This is a genomic window from Azospirillum sp. UENF 111221, assembly GCF_058780625.1.
Window position 1 is genome coordinate 524374 of sequence record NZ_JBSNCH010000001.1, and the last position, 16885, is coordinate 541258.

The window sequence follows — 16885 nt, forward strand, 5'->3', positions numbered from 1 at the left end:
GCAAGACTAAACTGAACGGTTCAGTTTCTTTTCCGTGACGGCGCCGGCAAGAGCGCATCGGCGGAATCCTGACCGGACCGCGGTGGATTGGGGATAGAGACAATGGCGAATGGCGTGCGGAAGATCGTGCTGTCGGGCGTTGCGCTGGCCGTGCTGGCAGGTGGCGCCGTCGCCGGCGAACGGTGGTGGACGGAAGGCCGGTTCATGGAATCGACCGACAATGCCTATGTGCAGAGCGACATCACCGTCGTCAGCCCGAAGATCTCCGCCTATGTCCGCGATGTGAAGGTCGCCGAGAACCAGCTCGTGCGGACGGGCGACGTGCTGGCGATCCTCGACGACCAGGATTTCCGCGCCAAGGTGGCGGAGTCCGAGGCCGCGGTGACCGCCCAGAAGGCGGCGCTCGGCACCCTGGACAGCAAGCTGGAGCTTCAGCGCACGGTGATCGACCAGGCCGCCGCCACGCTGGCGAGCGCCGAGGCCGAACAGCGCCGCGCCCAGCAGGACTATGAGCGCAACCGCTCGCTGGCCAGCGACAGCTGGACCAGCCGCCAGAAGCTGGAAACCGCCGACGCCGACCTGCGCAAGGCGGTGGCCCAGGTGGCGAAGGCGCGGGCGGCGCTGGCCTCGGAGAACGAGCAGGTCAACGTCCTGCATGCCACCCGGACCGAGACGGAAGCCCATCTGGCCCAGTCGCAGGCCACCCTGCAGACGGCGCGCAACGATCTGGACAACACCGTGATCCGCGCGCCGGTCGACGGCGTGATCGGCAACCGCGGCGTCCAGGTCGGCCAGTATGCCCGGCCGGGCGTGCAGATGCTGTCGCTGGTGCCGCTGCCCGACGTCTATGTGGTCGCCAACTTCAAGGAGACCCAGCTGTCGCGCATGCGCCCCGGCCAGCATGTCAGCATCTCCGTCGACGCCTTCCCGGACCGCCATCTGATCGGCACGGTGGAGAGCTTCGCCCCGGCCTCGGGGTCCAAGTTCTCGCTGCTGCCGCCGGAGAATGCGACCGGCAACTTCACCAAGATCGTGCAGCGCGTTCCGGTCCGCATCGCCCTGCCGCGCGACAACGCGCTGGCCGGCCTGCTGCGCCCCGGCCTGTCCGTGGTGGCGGAGGTCGACACCCGCGGTGCCGACAGCCAGCCGCACCTGGCCAGCGGCGGCGTCTTCGGCGCGCTGACCGACAAGCAGGCGGTGGCCGCCAAGTAAGCGGCCACGGCTCCGGCGGGGACGCCGCTCCTCCTCCCCCTTCGGGGCGGCGTCCCTGTCCGCAATTCAAGTCGATAAATCCAGCCAGCATATCGGCCGAAGTCGGCCCTGGGGCCACCCCCGGGGCGGCAGTCGTTCGGCCGCGACGGAAGGCAGCGGTTCCATGGCGACACCGGCCCAGGGCATGCGCCCCCTCACTTCCCGCGACATCGCCGGCTTCTTCGCGATGGTCGTCGGCATGTTCATGGCGATCCTGGACATCCAGATCGTCTCCAGCTCGCTGTCGGAAATCCAGGCTGGCCTTGCCGCCAGCGCCGACGAGATTTCGTGGGTGCAGACCTCCTACCTGATCGCGGAGGTCGTGATGATCCCGCTGTCGGGCATCCTGTCGCGCATCATGTCGACCCGCATTCTGTTCACCCTGGCAGCCGCCGGCTTCACCGTGACCAGCGTCGCCTGCGCGTTTGCCGGCGGCATCGAATCGATGATCGTCTGGCGGGCGTTGCAGGGCTTCATCGGCGGCGCGATGATCCCGACGGTGTTCGCCACCAGCTTCATGATCTTCCCGCCGGAAAAGCGCGCCGGCGTCACGGTCATGATGGGGCTGGTCGCCACCATGGCGCCGACCATCGGCCCGACGCTGGGCGGTTATCTGACCCAGCACCTGTCCTGGCACTGGCTGTTCCTGGCCAACGTCATCCCCGGCATCCTGGTGACCTCGCTGGTCTGGTTCCTGGTCGATGTCGACCGGCCGAATCCGGAACTGCGCAAGGGTTTCGACTTCCTGGGGCTGGGGCTGATGGCCGCCTTCCTGGGCTGCCTGGAATATGTGGTGGAGGAGGGGCCGCGCAACGACTGGTTCGACGACGAGACGATCCTCGCGCTGGCGGTGGTGGCCGCCGTCGCCGCCGCCGGCTTCTTCTGGCGGGTGCTGTCCTACCGCAATCCCATCGTGGAACTGCGCGCCTTCGCCGACCGCAACTTCGCCATCGGCTCGCTCTACAGCTTCATCCTCGGCATCGGTCTCTACGGGTCGGTCTATCTGCAGCCGCTGTTCCTCGCCCGCGTGCGCGGCTTCAACAGTTTGCAGATCGGCGAGATCATGTTCGTGACCGGCATCTTCCAGTTCATGTCGGCGCCCATCGCCGGCGCCCTGTCGAAGCGGATGGACCTGCGCGCCATGCTGGCGCTGGGGCTTATCCTGTTCGGCACCGGCGTCTGGCTGAACAGCCACTTCACCGCCGACACCGGCTTCTGGGAGCTGTTCCTTCCGCAGGCGGTGCGCGGCATGTCGCTGATGCTGTGCTTCATCCCGATCAACAGCGTGGCGCTGGGCACCCTGCCGCCGGACAAGCTGAAGAACGCGTCGGGCCTCTACAATCTGATGCGCAACCTGGGCGGCGCCATCGGATTGGCGGCGATCAACACCGTGCTCACCGACCGCAACGCGCTGCACCTGAACCGGCTCGGCGACAATATGAACCTCGCCCGTCCGGAGGTGCAGCAGATGGTCGACAGCCTCAGCCAGCGCTTCGACGGGCTGGTGGCCGATCCCACCGCCGCCGCGATGTCCCGTCTGGTCGGGCTGGTCCAGCGCGAGGCGCTGATCCTGACCTTCAACGATGCCATGCTGTTGATGTCGGCGGTGTTCTTCGGCGCGCTGCTGTTCATGCCGCTGGTGCGCCGTCCGGGCGGTCCGGTCAAGGCGGACCATTGAGCATGGGATAGGTTGCCGCCCGTGGGTTGTGCTATAGCTTGACCGAGCGTCCGAACGCCCGCCGGAACATCTGCACAGAACCCCGCCGAGTCCCATGAGCAAGCGCCAATACACCCGAACCGAGGTCAAGGAACTGCTGGGCGCGCTGGAGCGCCAGTGCCGCGAGGCCTCGAAGCTGGCCCAGTTGGCCGAGCATGAGGCCAGCAAGCACAGCTTCGGCGCCTACCGCGATTTCCGCGACAAGGTGGGCGAGTTCCAGGCGCTGGTCATCCTGATCGAACAGCGCCTGCGCAATCTGGTCGATGCGCGTTCCGACGATCTGCGCGACCAGTTCGAGAAGCTGGACATGGTGATGCTGGCCCTTCTTGTGCGGGCCAGCATGCGCTTCTTCTTCGTGCTGTCGGCCAACCCGATCCTGCCGATGGGTGCCCGCGAGATCTTCGTCGCCGAGCTGCGCAGCCTGCACGATGCCGCGGAAAAGCTGAAGCGGCCCAATTATGTCGGCAAGCTCGGCCCGGAACTGGACCGCGACCTGGAGACCGCGTCGCTGATCCTGGAAGAGATCATCGACAAGGCGCCGAGCCTGCTGAACTTCCGGGGAGCGCCGGTCAGCGGGGAGTAGGGGGCTCCGGCGTCCGAAGCCCCCGGCACCTCACTTCGCCAGGAACTGCGCGATGGTGTCGCCCGCCTTGCCGATGTTCACCACGCCGTCGAGATGGCCGAGCGTCGAGGTGATCGACTCGGTGTACTCCACCGCGTTCCCCTGCTTCTCCAGCCGGTCCTTCAGCGGGCGCATGTTGCGGTCGGGCGGGAAGACGAGGTCGTCGGCCGACGGGATCAGCAGGACCGGGGCCTTGATCTTCGCCAGGCCATCCTCCAGCGAGGCGCCGTTGCCGGTGACGAAGGTCTGGTTGGCCTTCACCAGATAGAGGAAATGGTTGGCGTCGCTGACCGCGGCGCGGCCGGACGCCGCCTTCTCCAGCCAGGCTTCGATGGCATACTGGTTGCCCATCGCGGCCTTCGGATCCTTGCCGTCCTCCGCCCATTTGCGGCCGAAGGCGGCGTCTGCCCATTTCCAGTGGCGGGCGTGCAGGGTGACCAGCTTCAGCGCCTCGGTCAGGCCGGCCTTCGGCTCCGCCTTGCCGTAATAGTCGCCGTTGTTCCAGTTGGGGTCGAGCTTGATCGGCGCCGCCCACAGGTTCAGCCAGCCGATCAGGAAGGGGTCGGCCTCCGGCCCGCCGATGGCGGCGATGACGCGCTTGACCATCTCCGGATGGTCGGCCCCCCATTCAAAGGCCTGGAGCGACCCCATCGAGCCGCCCATCACCGCTTGCAGGGTCTTGATGCCCAGGCTGTCGACCAGCGCCTTCTGGACATTGACGAAGTCCTGGATGGTGACGATGGGGAAGCTCATGCCATAGGGCTTGCCGGTGTCCGGGTTGATGCTGGCCGGGCCGGTGGTGACGACGTTGGGATCCTTGGGCGACAGGTTCACCAGCGTGTCGGAGGCGATGATGAAGTATTTGTCGGTATCCAGCGGCTTGCCGGGACCGATGATGCTGTCCCAATAGCCGGGAGCGGCATCATCGGCCTTGTATTTCCCGGCGGCATGGCTGTTGCCGCTAAAGAAATGGGTGATGAGGATGACGTTGTCCTTGGCGTCGTTCAGCTTGCCGTAGCTTTCCCAGCCGATGCGGACATTCTTGATCGTCCCGCCACCGGTGGTGGTGTAGGACGGCATCTCGAAGACCTTCTTCTCGACGATGGCGTCGAGTGCCAGAGCGGGCAGGGCGCCGAACAGGCACGCCGCCATGGCGAGGCCGCCGATGCAGCCTGACCGGATGGAACCGCGGACAACCCCACGCATGTGCATCCCCCCTCGAAGTGTTAGCTGGAGGGGGAGTCTACGCATAAGGTCGGGCCTGTCCAGACGCCTTCGCTGACGCTTACGGTCAGGGGCTGCCTTTAGCGGAGGCGCACGGCGGTGCCGTTGACCGACACCATCAGCATGCCGTTCTCCTTGCCCAGCACCTCGTAATCGACGTCCACGCCGACCACGGCATCGGCGCCCAGGGCGCGGGCCGAGTCCTGCAAGTCGGCGAAGGCCGCCTCGCGCGCCTCGCGCAGGGCCGCCTGATAACCGCCGGCCCGGCCGCCGACGATGTCGCGCACGGAGGAGAACAGGTCGCGGAACACGTTGACGCCCATGATCGCCTCGCCGGCGACGATGCCGAGATACTCGGTGATCTGGCGGCCTTCGATGGAATCGGTGCTGGTAACGATCACGGTCGCAACTCCTTCTGTTGGCTTCGATGCCGCACAGATGGGGCCGCCACGGCGGAGTCCAAGGCGGCACTGCGAAATCGCAGCGGGTTTGAGTCCATCGCGCCTTCCCCCATCCGGTCGCGACCGTGTAGGACAGGGCGGGGGACTGCCGAGGGGGAGAGCGATGGACGACACGCGGCGAGCCATCCTGCGCTGGATGACCGGCGTCATGGAGGCGAAGGACTGGAGCGCCGGCGGCTGGGCACGGCTGGCCGGCGTCACCGCCACCAACCTGACCCGCTTCCTGCGCGATCCGGCGATGGGCAGCGTGCCCAGCGCCGACACGCTGGCCCGTCTGGCCCGCGTCGCCGGGTCGGAGCCGCGCTTCCTCGACGACCATGCCTATGCGCCGGTCACCCGCGTGCCGGTGCTGACGCTGGAACAGGCGCACCTCTTCCTCGACCTCGGCCGCAGGGCGGGGGAGGCGTTCCTGGCGGGAGCGCTGAAGGAGGGGGCGGCATCGGTCGCCATGGACGGACACACCTCCCGCCGGGCCTTCGCGCTGCGCATCCTGTCCAAGAGCCTGGACGCCGCCGGCGTGCTGCCGCGCGACTGCGTGGTGCTGGAACCGCTGGACGTGCTGACGCCGCAGGCGGGCGACGTGGTGGTGACGGTGGGCGAGGGCACCATCTGCGGATACCGCTTCTTTCCGCCCCACCTGATGCCGGTGTCGACCGATCCCGATTGCCACCCCACCGCCTTCGACCGCGCCCATGTCGCCGGAGTCGCCGTTCACGTGGTGCGAGCGCTTCGCATGTAAAAGCCAGTGGCGGACAGAGTCGCGGTGCGTGTTCCCATCCGCCGCGACTCGCAAAAACGGCCAGCTCTACTCCGTCCGTTTTGACTTGTGACGACTCTCGTCAGGACACACCAAATATAGCGTGTTTTCAGGTCTTTGATCTGGTCTATGGCTAAGCCATAGGTTCATGTTTTGTTCTTGAAAGCTGCGTGTTCGCATCCCATATTCGGAGTCCGGTGAGGCGAGCCAAAACACATGCTGCGAAGTCGCAGCAGAGGCCGAGCTTCAAAGCCGGAAAGGCGGCCTGGAAGGGCCCGAAACCGGGAAAAGCGGGACAGCATGGCGATCACTCAGGCACAGCGGGACTTGCGGGCGGGGCGGATCGGGTCGTCGGATGCGACGCGCGTGATGGCCGGTGACTGGCTGTCGCTGTGGCGCGAGAAGACCGGCCGGGTCGAGCCTGAGACTCTCGACCTCGTCGCCGCCGTGCAGATCGGAATCGCGACCGAGCATCTGCACCCGCGCTTCGTCGCCCATGCCACCGGCCGCGCCTGCGTTGCGGCACCCGATACCTACCGACACGCCGAGCATGACTGGATGGTCGCCCATCCCGACTTCCTGACCGGCAGCGTGGCGGACGGTCCGCTCGACACCATCGTGGAGGCGAAGTTCAACAGCGGCTTCCAAAGCGATGCCGATCTCGCCCGCCGCTATCACTGGCAGGTCCAGCACCAGCTGGAGGTGGTCGGTCTGGACCGTGCGCTGCTGTCGATCCTGCGCCCCACCGGCCACAGCCTGGTGACGGTGGAGCGGCGGCCGGACGATGTCGAGCGGCTGGTCGAGACGCTGGAAGCCTTCTGGTGGCACGTCGTCAACGATGTCGAGCCGTCGGACCCGATGCCGATGGACGGCCCGTCCTATGAAGCTGGCCGCGTCTTCGACATGGGGCGGCACAACCGCTTCCGCGCGCTGGCCGACCGGCTGGTCGCCAACCGGTCGGCGGCGCTTGAAGTGAAGGAGGCCGAGGCCGCCCTCAAGTCGCTGATGCCCGACGATGCCCGCATCGCGTTCGTCGCCACCGGTCAGGCCGGTGGGCTCTATCTCGCGCGCGACCGTGAGGGCCGGCTCAGCCTGCGCTATGGCGCACCGCCGCGCCGGGCTCTGGCGGACGCGCAATCCTGGGTGCCCTCCGCTGACCCGAACGGGGTGGAATTCAGCCTGGAAGCAGCGCTGACCGCCGGCTGGGGTGAGGGGAGAGCCGAAACGTTTGGACAAGAAGGACCCAAGTCATGGGACGCATGAGCAAGACCGACCACGTCGTTGCCGATACAGAAAACGCCGAATCCAGCGTAGCCGAGTCCAACGTGACGGAGACCGTTCCAGCAGAGCCGAAGTCCGGCGGCAGCCGCGGCTCGCAGGGGTCCAGGGGCTCCGCCGGCGGCAGCCGGGTGGAGGAGCCGCCGCGCATCGACACCATGTTCCTGTGGAACCGGCTGAAGCGCACCGATCCGAAGGCGACCAAGCCCTTCACCCGTGCCGGCGGCTTCCGCGGAACGCAGATCGACCCGACATGGCGCTTCCAGATGATGACCGAGGTGTTCGGCCCGATCGGCAAGGGCTGGGGGTATGAGCAGGTCGACTGGACCATTGCGGAACGGATGATCTTCATCTGTGCTCGCGTCTGGTACGTCGACCCGGAGACGAAGGAGAAGTGCTTCACCGGCCCGCAGTGGGGTGGGACCGAGATGGTCCGCCGCCGCAACGGCATGGAGATGCCGGACGACGAGTGCTTCAAGATGTCGATGACCGACGCGGTCGGCAAATGCCTGCTGCAGATCGGTCTGGCCGCCGACGTCTATATGGGCCAGTTCGACGACAGCAAGTACCGGGAGGAGTCGGAGGCCTTCTATGCCGCCAAGTCCAACCCGGATCTGCAACCCGCCGCCGTCGAAGCCTTCGAGGCGGAGGTGAAGCGCCGTCTGGGGGCCTGCCTGGACCTCGATGACTTGGAAGAGGTCTGGCGGTCGGGCGTCGGCACCCGCCTGCGCGAGATCGGCGCCGTGGACCGCGCCGCCCAGCACCGCATCACCGGCCTGTTCGCCCAGAAGAAGGCCGAGATTCTGAAGCGCGAGGAAGAGGACGGGCGGGAAGCCGCCTGACGGAAGGCCATGACCCAGACCACTCCCAGGACGACTCAGAGCACCGGCGACCGGTCGCCCAGCGGTCTATTCCGCATGAGCGCCTGGGAAGGCGAGTTCGAACGTGCTAACGCGCAGCTGCCGCGCTGGTACTGGAATCGTGACCAGCGCCGCCGCCACTACGCCCGCTGGGTGGAGGCGGAGGCCGAAACGCTGGCGATGCGGCTGTCGGGACTGCTGCGGTCCGACACGCCGGCGGAAACCTCAGGTGCGGCCCGCATCCTTGTCGAACTCGCTGTCGCGTGACATCGACTGGGCTCGACGGTTGGAAGATTCTGAATCGGAAGACGGCAAGTTCGCTCACGCCGCCTGACCGCAGGCGGCATCAAGGGAAGGATATCATCCCATGACGATAGAAGAGGTCCAGGCGCGTCTGCGCGCCGCTCAAGCCCATCTTGGGCGTGAGGGCCGCTTCGCCCTCACCCTCAGCCTGGACGGGCGCGAGGAATGCTACATCACCCATTGGTTCCGCCCCGAACCGCATGCTTTCGAGGACTGCCGTGCGGTCGGCTCCGGAACCCTCAGCGAATGCCTGGACGCGCTCGACCGCTATGTGGCGGTGAACCGGCTGCGCGACGAGGCGCCGATGCTGATGGCGGCCGAATGACATCCCCGTAACGGCCAAGCCATCGGCCTTCGTCCCCTCGTTCCCCCCGCGGACGAGGGGACTTTTTTGTCCGCCATTCGCGGGCTGCCGCGGTTGTGCTATCGTCGCCACCTTCGAGCGGAAGGGGAGCGATATGGATCCCGCACTTGCCTTCGTCAGCATCGCCGGTGCCATAGCGGTCGGCGCCGCCAGTCCGGGGCCGAGCTTCGTGCTGGTCGCCCGCACCTCCATCGCCGTGTCCCGCCGGGCCGGTCTGGCCACAGCACTCGGCATGGGGATCGGCGGCGTGTTGTTCGCGTCTCTGGCGCTGCTTGGGCTGCATGCATTGCTGTCGCAGGTCGGCTGGCTCTATGCGGTGCTGAAGCTCGTGGGCGGTGCCTATCTGCTGTACCTCGCAGTCCGCATCTGGCGCGGTGCCGCGGCGCCGCTCGTGGTGGCGCAGGAGGGACAGACAGCCCCCGCGGGGCTGATGCGGCCGATGCTGTTCGGTCTGCTGACGCAATTGAGCAACCCGAAGACGGCGCTGGTCTATGGCAGCATCTTCGCAGCACTGATGCCGGCCGAACCGCCGGTCTGGCTGTCCGTCCTGCTGCCGCCGGCGATCTTCCTGATCGAAGCCGGCTGGTACGCCATCGTCGCCACGGTATTCTCCGCCGGCCGGCCGCGCGCCGCCTACCTGCGTTCCAAGCGCTGGGTCGACCGGCTCGCCGCCGCCGCCATCGGTGGACTGGGCGTCCGCCTGATGGCGGACGCTCTGCCCTCTCCCTGACCCTTACTTCTTCTTGCCCGACTGCGCCCGGGCGAACGCCTCGGCGAAAGCGCTGTTGACCGGCTCCGGCGCCTTGGCCGGCTTCGGCGCAGCTTTGGCTGCCGGGGCCGCCGGGCGGCGATCCTGCTGCTGCGGCGGACGGCCCGGTCCCCGCTCGTCACGGCGCTGCTCCTCCCGGCGGGCCGGACGCGGCGCTTCCTCGCCCATGCGCATGGTCAGCGCGATGCGCTTGCGGGGAATGTCGACCTCCAGAACCTTCACCTTCACCACGTCGCCGGCCTTCACCACCGTGTGAGGGTCCTTCACGAAGCTGTTGGCAAGCTGGGAGATGTGCACCAGCCCGTCCTGGTGGACGCCGATGTCGACGAAGGCGCCGAAGGCGGTGACGTTGGTGACGACGCCCTCCAGCATCATGCCGGGCTGGAGGTGTTTCAGTTCCTCCACGCCTTCCTTGAATGTGGCGGTCTTGAACTCCGGACGGGGGTCGCGGCCGGGCTTCTCCAGCTCCTTGATGATGTCCTCGATGGTCGGCAAGCCGAAGCGCTCGTCGGTGAACTCCTCGGCATTCAGCCCGCGCAGGAAACGGGCATCGCCGATGACGCTGCCGAGATCGCGGCCGGTCGTCTTCACGATGCGCTGGACCACCGGATAGGCTTCCGGATGGACGGAGGAGCCGTCGAGCGGGTTTTCGCCGTCGCGGATGCGCAGGAAGCCGGCGGCCTGCTCGAAGGTCTTCGGCCCGAGCCGCGCCACGTCGAGCAGCTGCTTGCGCGAGCGGAAGGCGCCGTTGCGGTCGCGATGCTCGACGATGTTGCGGGCGATGGTCTCGTTCAGGCCCGACACGCGGGTCAGCAGCGGGATCGAGGCGGTGTTCAGATCGACGCCGACGGCGTTCACGCAATCCTCGACCACCGCGTCCAGCGACCGCGCCAGCTTGCCGCCGGCGACGTCATGCTGGTACTGGCCGACGCCGATGGATTTCGGCTCGATCTTCACCAGTTCCGCCAGCGGGTCCTGCAGGCGGCGGGCGATGGACACCGCGCCGCGCAGGCTGACGTCGAGGGTGGGGAACTCGTGCGCCGCGGTTTCGGAGGCGGAGTACACCGACGCGCCGGCCTCGCTGACCACCAGCTTGGTCAGGGACAGCTCGGGGTGACGCTTCATCAGGTCGGCGGCCAGCTTGTCGGTCTCGCGCGACGCGGTGCCGTTGCCGATGGAGATCAGTTCCGCCTTGTGCCGGGCCGCCAGCGCCGCCAGCACGGCCAGGGAGCCGTCCCAGTCGTTGCGCGGCGGGTGCGGATAGATGGTGGTCGTTTCCACCAGCTTGCCGGTGGCATCGACCACCGCCACCTTCACGCCGGTGCGGATGCCGGGGTCGAGCCCAATGGTGACGCGCTGCCCGGCCGGGGCTGCCAGCAGCAGGTCGTGCAGGTTTCGGGCGAAGACGCGGATCGCCTCGTCCTCGGCACGTTCGCGCAAGGATCCCATCAGGTCGGTCTCGATGTGCGGACCGATTTTCAGCTTCCAGGTCCAGCGCACCACATCGGACAGCCACTTGTCGGCCGGGCGGCCCTGGTCGCGGATGCCGGTGTGGACGGCGATGGTGCCCTCCGCCGGGTGTGGCTGGCCCTCTTCGACCGGCAGATCCAGGCGGATGTCGAGCACCCCCTGCGCCCGGCCGCGGAACAGCGCCAGCGCGCGGTGCGACGGCAGCTTCGACCAGTTCTCCGAGAAGTCGAAATAATCGGAGAACTTGGCGCCCTCCGCCTTCTTCTCCTCGATCACCTTGGAGGTGACGACACCCTTGTCGGCCATGGCGGTGCGCAGGCGGCCGACCAGTTCGGCATCCTCGCCGAAGCGTTCGACCAGGATATGGCGGGCGCCGTCCAGCGCCGCCTTGACGTCGGCGACACCCTTGTCGGCGCTGACGAAGGCGGCGGCCTCCGTGTCCGGCTGCTTCTTCGGATCGGCCAGCAGGGAGTCGGCCAGCGGCTCCAGCCCGGCCTCGCGGGCGATCTGGGCCTTGGTGCGGCGCTTCTGCTTGTATGGGAGGTAGAGGTCCTCAAGCCGGGTCTTGGTGTCGGCTTGGCGGATTTGGCGCTCCAGCTCCGGCGTCAGCTTGCCCTGTTCCTGGATGGTGGACAGGATGCTGGCGCGGCGGTCCTCCAGCTCGCGCAGGTAGCCCAGCCGCTCCTCCAGGGTGCGGAGCTGGGTGTCGTCCAGGCCGCCGGTCGCCTCCTTGCGGTAGCGCGCGATGAAGGGGACGGTCGATCCCTCGTCGAGCATGGCAATGGCGGAAGCGACCTGGGACTCGCGGACCGACAGTTCGTCGGCGATGCGCTGGCTGATGGACAGCATGAGGCAGGGATCCTGCGGACTGGTGACGAAACAATGGGCGTCTGTCATAGCGCGTCGGCACCGGGTGACGCCACCCCGGCCTTTCGGCAGAGGGATGTGACAGAGGGGCAGGGCGCATCAAACTTCAGCGAAACCATTCGCCGGGGGATTTCGCAAATAAGTGGTAGGGGCTGATTTCCTCCAGCCATTCATCGGCCGTTAACCATATTGGCCTATATCTTTGCGTGCAACTTGGTTGCGTTTCCTCCCGAACCAACTCCGGGCGGCCCGACGGCGATACCGTCTGGCCGCCTTTTCTTTTTTGGCCGTCCGGTTCGTTTCCGGACAAAGGAAAAAAGGGCCGGGACGAACATGCCGCCCCGGCCCGACCCCGGATGTGTCTGCCGCCGGTCGAAACCGAAAGGATCAGGGAAGGCGGCTTTCAGCCAAACGCAGGCGGCCTTCGGGGGAGAGACGGGAAAGGGTATCGACGACGCGCGCCTCGACCTCGCTTCGCACGGCGGCGTCTTTGGCGTGGACGCTGTCGAACATCGCCTTGACGCCGGCCGCATCGAAGGGCTGTGCCATCAGGGCGGTGCGCAGACGGGGGGTGAACTCCTCCCGGCTGACATGCATGCGGACGAACAGCGGGCGGGCGTCGTCCAGCGCCTTGCGCAGGATCGCGGCATCGGCCGGCGACAAGCCTTGCGACACCTCGTCGACGAAGCGTTCCAGCATCCGGTCCGGCCCGCCGGGCGGCGGGGGCGGGCGGAAGCTGTGGGCGACGACGAAGCCGCCGGCCAGCATGTTGAGCGCAAGGGACCCGACCAGGAGGAACCAGGGCCAGCGGCGCCGGATCGACGGCGTCATCGCGTGTCTCCCAGATAGCTGACGATCATCACGCCGGACAGGCCGGGCGTGCTCGCCTTTTCAAAGGAAATCAGGCCCTGGCTGTAGCTGAGGAAGCCGACCAGCGCCATGCCGGCCAGGAATCCGGCCAGCGGGGCAGGGCGGAAGGGCGGCCGTGACAGGAACCACGGCACGAATTCGGGAACGACCCGCTGCGCCAGACAGTCGGCGATGCGGTCGAAGACCTCGGCCTCGCGCCGGGACGAGACCAGCGGGGCCGAAGCGGCATCGAGCAGCGCGTCGGTGACGGCGGCATCGGCCAGCAGGTCGCGGGCTTCGGCGCTGTCGTCCAGAAGGGCCAGGGCATCGACCCGGGCGGAACGCGGCCAGCGGTCCAGATCGGCGCCGTAAGCCTCGGTGTGGCGTTTGAACTCTTTGAGCGTCATGACCGTGCACCGTCCTTCTGACGGATCAGGGGTTGAAGCCGGGCCCGCACGACGCGGCGCGCCCGGACCAGCAGACTTTCCATAGCCGAAACAGACACCTGCAGTATTTCCGATGCTTCAGCGCACGTCATCTCCTCATGGTAGCAGAGGCTGAGCGCCGCCCGCTGCCGCTCGGGAAGGGCGGCGATCGCGGCATCCACCGCAGCACCGATGCGGATGCCGTCGATCACCGTCTCGGCGCTCCAGGCCGGGTCGATGATCTCGTCGGCGGCATCGAGGGGGGCGAAGCTGCGCCGCCGCTTGTAGTCGATGGCACGGTTCACCACGATCCTGTACAGCCAGGTCGTGAAGCGGGTTCCGTCGCCGCGCCAGCGGTCGGCGTTGGCCCAGATCTGCAGGAAGGCGTCCTGCGCGACCTCCTCGGCGTCGGCGGCGTTCCCGACAACCCGTTGGGCCAAGGCGATGCTGCGGCGCAGATGCCGGCGCGTGAGCGTTCCAAACGCTTTGCGGTCACCGGCCGCGGCGTCCGCCATCAACGCCTCGTCCGTCACCGTTTCCTCGGTAGGCTTCACGCCGTCGTCCGCCCGCTCCCGGTTGCTGTCAGGCTTTTATACGCCGCCGGGGCCGGAAGTCCTGCGCGGCGGCAGGCAATTTTCCCATAGGGGATTTCCCTGAGAACCGGCACTGCTCCGGCATATTATTTCCATAAGAATCCTTATGTGTCTTTTGTATGTGTTCGCGGGACCGCCCTCTCCCGGCGCGGTGCGCGGCTGGCATCGCTGCCCGCCCGACGGGAACTCCGATGCGGCCTGCCGGTTGTTCCAAGCATGAGCGTGGCGTCACCGGACATCGGCGGCGCCACCAAAGACGCCATTGAAGGACGACATCATGCTCAAGATTCTCGGCTGGACCATCCTGATCATCTTCATCATCGGCCTGCTGGTCGTCACCGGCATCCTGAAGTTGATCTTCTGATCCTGCACGGCCCGCACGGACAACCCGCTGCGGGCCGATGCGGGCTGTGTTGCGCATGCTGCACAGGTCAGGTTGGCGTCCCCGTCCCCGCATCCGATCCTTTGTCGCAGGCAATCATGGAACCGCTGCGGCATGCTTGCTTGCAAGCGATCACAAGCGTACGTTTGGAATATGCTCTTCGGCGTATGATGAAAGAGCGAAAATCTGAAAAATCCAAGAACGATCATACAACGTATCCTATGATAATGAAGCTTAGGGTCTGACAGATTATCCTGTCGCTTCGTTCACCTCCGACGCGGTGCGGGCGGCGAAAGCAGGGTTATAAAGCCGCTGATTATGCTGAATACCGGCGAAGGCCGGCGGGCTACATCAGCGGGCCTGAGTTGAAGACGGGGCCGGCCCAGGAAGGGACCGTCGAACTTGTGACCGAGACGAGCAAAGGACGATTGTGACGCCTGCAACCGGACCGGAACCGTGGCCCCAGACCATGGCGGGCACGCTCGACCTCGACGCCTGTGCGCGCGAACCGATTCACCTCCCCGGCAGCATCCAGCCGCATGGCCATCTGCTGGCGGTGGAGGCGGACAGCCTGCGTCTCGTCTGCGCGAGCGCCGAGGCCGGAGCTGTGCTGAACCGTGCGCCCGCCGACGCCTTCGGTCTGCCGGTCGACCGGCTGATCGACTGCACGTCGACGGCGTCGCTGGTCCGTGGACTGCGCAACGCCCCGGCGGAGCCGGTGCAGCTCGAAATCCTCAAGCTGCGCGGCGGCGCCGACCATCAGGCCATCGCCCACCGCTCGGGTGCCGTGGTGATCCTGGAACTGGAGGAACTGCCCGCCACCGGCGCCGGCACGCTTGAGGCGCTGTACCCGCAGATGCGCGAAGGCATCCGGCGCATGCAGGCCGCCCATGATTTCGACGCCCTGCTGGCCAGCACGGCCGAGGAGGTGCGGACGCTGACCGGATTCGACCGCGTGCTGGTCTACCGCTTCGACGAGCAGTGGAACGGCACCGTCATTGCGGAGGACGGCAACGACCGCCTGCCCTCCTACCGCGGCCTGCGCTTCCCGGCCTCCGACATTCCGCAGCAGGCCCGGCGGCTCTATGCGCTGAACCGCCTGCGGCTGATCGCCGATGCCCGCTACCAGCCGGTTCCGATCCTGTCGGCCAGGCGGGATGCGGAGCCGCTGGACCTCAGTTTTTCGGTGCTGCGCAGCGTCTCGCCGGTGCATCTCGAATATATGCGCAACATGGGCACGCCGGCCTCCATGTCGATCTCCGTGATGGACGGCGACAGGTTGTGGGGCCTGATCTCCTGCCACCATGCGGAACCGCGGCAGGTCTCCTTCGCGGTGCGCACCGCCTGCGACCTGCTCGGGCAGGTGCTGTCCAGCCAGATGATCGCGCTGGAGCGGGCGCTGGACGCCGACCACCGCATCCGCTCCAAAAGCACGCAGGCCCGCCTGCTCGCGCACATGGCGGCGGCGGAGAGCTTCATCGACGGGCTGAGCGAGGACCGCGAGGATTTGCTGGGGCTGGTCAACGCCGACGGCGCCGCGATCCTGTTTGACGGAGATTGCCGGCTGATCGGCCGCACCCCGCCGCGGGAAGTGGTCGAGGCCGTCGCCGCCGAGCTGGCCGGACAGGGCATCAAGGATTCTGTTCGTCAGCCACCAGCTTCCGGCCGAGATGCCGGCCGCCGCCGGGATGGAGCGGACCGCAAGCGGCCTGTTGGCGATCTCCATCTCACAGCTCCACCCGAGCTATCTACTATGGTTCCGGCCGGAGATCGTGCAGTCGATCGACTGGGCCGGCGATCCCAAGAAGGCGCGGGACTCCAGCGGCGTGTTGTCGCCGCGCAGTTCCTTTGAAGCGTGGAAGGAGACGGTGCGCGGCCAGTCCCTGCCCTGGCGCCATGGCGAGATCGAGGCGGCCGGCGATTTCCGCAACGCCATCGTCAGCATCGTCTTGCGCAAGGCCGAGGAAATGGCCGCGCTGAACGAGGAGCTGCGCCGCAGCAACGGAGAGCTTGCCGCCTTCTCCTATTCGGTCTCGCATGACCTGCGGGCTCCGTTCCGGCACGTCACCAGCTATGCCGAACTGCTGCGCTCGCGCGCGGGCGACAAGCTGAGCGAGCGGGAGCGCCATTATCTGGACAGCATCATCGAGGCGGCGAGTTCGGCCGGGCGGCTGGTCGACGGGCTGCTGCATTTCTCACAATTGGGCCGGGCCACGCTGGCGCGGGTGGAGGTCGATGTCGGCCAGCTGGTGGACGAGGTGCGGCATTTGCTGGAGCCGGATTTGCAAGGCCGCAACCTGCGCTGGACTGTGCATCCCCTGCCCGGCGTGACCGGCGACCCGACCATGCTGCGGCTGGTGGTGCAGAATCTGCTGTCCAACGCCATCAAATACACCCGCGACCGGACCGAGCCGGAGATCGAGGTCGGCTGCCGCTCCAACGCCGACGCGCACGAGTTCTACGTCCGCGACAATGGCCGTGGATTCGACATGGCCTATGCCGGTAAGCTCTTCGGCGTATTCCAGCGCCTGCACCGCGAGGAAGAGTTTGAAGGCATCGGCATCGGGCTTGCCAATGTCCGCCGCATCGTGGAGCGCCATGGCGGGCGGGTCTGGGCGGAAGGCAGGCTGGATCACGGCGCCACCTTCCATTTCTCCCTGCCGCGGTCCGCCGCCGCCACCGAATCGAGGTAG

The 16885-nt window shown here is 67.1% G+C and carries 17 protein-coding genes and 1 pseudogene; 12 read left to right on the top strand and 6 right to left on the bottom strand.

The genetic code is table 11. The annotated features are described in order from the left end of the window. Positions 1–102: 102 nt before the first annotated feature. From ACWPN3_RS02375 to ACWPN3_RS02385, 3 genes are all read left to right on the top strand, one after another. Positions 103–1212 carry an HlyD family secretion protein gene (locus ACWPN3_RS02375; protein WP_492242654.1) on the top strand — a complete coding sequence of 370 codons (1110 nt, stop codon included), beginning with the start codon at positions 103–105 and terminating at the stop codon, positions 1210–1212. A 163-nt stretch (positions 1213–1375) separates the two neighbouring features. Continuing rightward, a complete protein-coding gene (locus ACWPN3_RS02380; RefSeq protein WP_109450080.1) occupies positions 1376–2929 on the top strand; it encodes a DHA2 family efflux MFS transporter permease subunit in 1554 nt (517 codons plus the stop codon). Between the two features lie 94 nt (positions 2930–3023). Beyond that, positions 3024–3551: a hypothetical protein gene (locus ACWPN3_RS02385; RefSeq protein ID WP_109048318.1), complete on the top strand. Its 528-nt coding sequence runs from the start codon at positions 3024–3026 to the stop codon at positions 3549–3551. Between the two features lie 30 nt (positions 3552–3581). Here ACWPN3_RS02385 and ACWPN3_RS02390 read toward each other — a convergent pair whose 3' ends face one another. Beyond that, the gene (locus ACWPN3_RS02390; RefSeq protein ID WP_377810818.1) at positions 3582–4796 is read right to left on the bottom strand and encodes an E22 family MetX-like putative esterase; all 1215 of its coding nucleotides are present in this window, start codon (positions 4794–4796) and stop codon (positions 3582–3584) included. Between the two features lie 98 nt (positions 4797–4894). Next, positions 4895–5215, bottom strand: a complete 321-nt coding sequence (locus tag ACWPN3_RS02395; protein WP_109450084.1) for a heavy metal-binding domain-containing protein — start codon at positions 5213–5215, stop codon at positions 4895–4897. A gap of 163 nt (positions 5216–5378) precedes the next feature. Here ACWPN3_RS02395 and ACWPN3_RS02400 point away from each other — a divergent pair, with 163 nt between their 5' ends. The 6 genes from ACWPN3_RS02400 (at position 5379) to ACWPN3_RS02425 (ending at position 9567) form a co-directional block, all read left to right on the top strand. Further along, positions 5379–6014, top strand: coding sequence for a hypothetical protein (locus tag ACWPN3_RS02400; RefSeq protein ID WP_109450086.1), 636 nt, complete (start codon positions 5379–5381; stop codon positions 6012–6014). Between the two features lie 318 nt (positions 6015–6332). Beyond that, a complete protein-coding gene (locus tag ACWPN3_RS02405; protein WP_492242652.1) occupies positions 6333–7295 on the top strand; it encodes a YqaJ viral recombinase family protein in 963 nt (320 codons plus the stop codon). Continuing rightward, entirely contained in the window at positions 7283–8152 is an 870-nt protein-coding gene (locus ACWPN3_RS02410; protein WP_492242651.1) for a hypothetical protein, read from the top strand. The genes ACWPN3_RS02405 and ACWPN3_RS02410 overlap by 13 nt, the downstream gene beginning before the upstream one ends. Before the next feature lie 9 nt (positions 8153–8161). After that, on the top strand, positions 8162–8437 hold the full coding sequence (locus tag ACWPN3_RS02415) for a hypothetical protein (protein ID WP_492261041.1): 276 nt from the start codon (positions 8162–8164) through the stop codon (positions 8435–8437). A gap of 100 nt (positions 8438–8537) precedes the next feature. Beyond that, on the top strand, positions 8538–8798 hold the full coding sequence (locus tag ACWPN3_RS02420; protein ID WP_109450090.1) for a hypothetical protein: 261 nt from the start codon (positions 8538–8540) through the stop codon (positions 8796–8798). A gap of 133 nt (positions 8799–8931) precedes the next feature. Further along, on the top strand, positions 8932–9567 hold the full coding sequence (locus ACWPN3_RS02425; protein ID WP_492242649.1) for a LysE family translocator: 636 nt from the start codon (positions 8932–8934) through the stop codon (positions 9565–9567). Between the two features lie 3 nt (positions 9568–9570). Here the strand turns inward: ACWPN3_RS02425 and ACWPN3_RS02430 are convergent, their stop codons facing one another. The 4 genes from ACWPN3_RS02430 to ACWPN3_RS02445 all read right to left on the bottom strand — a co-directional run bounded on the left by ACWPN3_RS02430 (position 9571) and on the right by ACWPN3_RS02445 (position 13771). Further along, positions 9571–11925: a Tex family protein gene (locus ACWPN3_RS02430; protein ID WP_492242648.1), complete on the bottom strand. Its 2355-nt coding sequence runs from the start codon at positions 11923–11925 to the stop codon at positions 9571–9573. 405 nt (positions 11926–12330) lie between these two features. Further along, complete coding sequence (locus ACWPN3_RS02435; RefSeq protein WP_492242647.1) at positions 12331–12774, bottom strand: periplasmic heavy metal sensor; 444 nt, start codon at positions 12772–12774, stop codon at positions 12331–12333. Further along, complete coding sequence (locus ACWPN3_RS02440) at positions 12771–13199, bottom strand: hypothetical protein (protein WP_492242646.1); 429 nt, start codon at positions 13197–13199, stop codon at positions 12771–12773. The genes ACWPN3_RS02435 and ACWPN3_RS02440 overlap by 4 nt, the downstream gene beginning before the upstream one ends. Beyond that, positions 13196–13771 (bottom strand): sigma-70 family RNA polymerase sigma factor, encoded by a 576-nt coding sequence (locus tag ACWPN3_RS02445; protein WP_109450100.1) that lies wholly within the window; start codon positions 13769–13771, stop codon positions 13196–13198. The genes ACWPN3_RS02440 and ACWPN3_RS02445 overlap by 4 nt, the downstream gene beginning before the upstream one ends. A gap of 301 nt (positions 13772–14072) precedes the next feature. On the opposite strand from ACWPN3_RS02445, the gene ACWPN3_RS02450 reads away from it, so the two are divergent. The 3 genes and pseudogenes from ACWPN3_RS02450 to ACWPN3_RS02460 all read left to right on the top strand — a co-directional run bounded on the left by ACWPN3_RS02450 (position 14073) and on the right by ACWPN3_RS02460 (position 16885). Further along, positions 14073–14174 carry a small membrane protein YohP gene (locus ACWPN3_RS02450; protein WP_492242645.1) on the top strand — a complete coding sequence of 34 codons (102 nt, stop codon included), beginning with the start codon at positions 14073–14075 and terminating at the stop codon, positions 14172–14174. Positions 14175–14661: 487 nt separating this feature from the next. Continuing rightward, positions 14662–15759 (top strand): annotated as a pseudogene (locus ACWPN3_RS02455) (GAF domain-containing protein); the annotation flags it as partial. A gap of 121 nt (positions 15760–15880) precedes the next feature. After that, positions 15881–16885: a sensor histidine kinase gene (locus tag ACWPN3_RS02460; RefSeq protein ID WP_492261042.1), complete on the top strand. Its 1005-nt coding sequence runs from the start codon at positions 15881–15883 to the stop codon at positions 16883–16885.

Excerpts from the sequence above, each read along its gene's own strand:
- ACWPN3_RS02410 (WP_492242651.1), top strand. The coding sequence starts at position 7,283 with ATGGGACGCATGAGCAAGACCGACCACGTCGTTGCCGATACAGAAAAC.
- ACWPN3_RS02375 (WP_492242654.1), top strand. The coding sequence starts at position 103 with ATGGCGAATGGCGTGCGGAAGATCGTGCTGTCGGGCGTTGCGCTGGCC.
- ACWPN3_RS02460 (WP_492261042.1), top strand. The coding sequence starts at position 15,881 with ATGGAGCGGACCGCAAGCGGCCTGTTGGCGATCTCCATCTCACAGCTC.
- ACWPN3_RS02440 (WP_492242646.1), bottom strand. The coding sequence starts at position 13,199 with ATGACGCTCAAAGAGTTCAAACGCCACACCGAGGCTTACGGCGCCGAT.
- ACWPN3_RS02405 (WP_492242652.1), top strand. The coding sequence starts at position 6,333 with ATGGCGATCACTCAGGCACAGCGGGACTTGCGGGCGGGGCGGATCGGG.
- ACWPN3_RS02390 (WP_377810818.1), bottom strand. The coding sequence starts at position 4,796 with ATGCGTGGGGTTGTCCGCGGTTCCATCCGGTCAGGCTGCATCGGCGGC.
- ACWPN3_RS02420 (WP_109450090.1), top strand. The coding sequence starts at position 8,538 with ATGACGATAGAAGAGGTCCAGGCGCGTCTGCGCGCCGCTCAAGCCCAT.
- ACWPN3_RS02425 (WP_492242649.1), top strand. The coding sequence starts at position 8,932 with ATGGATCCCGCACTTGCCTTCGTCAGCATCGCCGGTGCCATAGCGGTC.
- ACWPN3_RS02430 (WP_492242648.1), bottom strand. The coding sequence starts at position 11,925 with ATGCTGTCCATCAGCCAGCGCATCGCCGACGAACTGTCGGTCCGCGAG.
- ACWPN3_RS02385 (WP_109048318.1), top strand. The coding sequence starts at position 3,024 with ATGAGCAAGCGCCAATACACCCGAACCGAGGTCAAGGAACTGCTGGGC.
- ACWPN3_RS02380 (WP_109450080.1), top strand. The coding sequence starts at position 1,376 with ATGGCGACACCGGCCCAGGGCATGCGCCCCCTCACTTCCCGCGACATC.
- ACWPN3_RS02435 (WP_492242647.1), bottom strand. The coding sequence starts at position 12,774 with ATGACGCCGTCGATCCGGCGCCGCTGGCCCTGGTTCCTCCTGGTCGGG.
- ACWPN3_RS02400 (WP_109450086.1), top strand. The coding sequence starts at position 5,379 with ATGGACGACACGCGGCGAGCCATCCTGCGCTGGATGACCGGCGTCATG.
- ACWPN3_RS02415 (WP_492261041.1), top strand. The coding sequence starts at position 8,162 with ATGACCCAGACCACTCCCAGGACGACTCAGAGCACCGGCGACCGGTCG.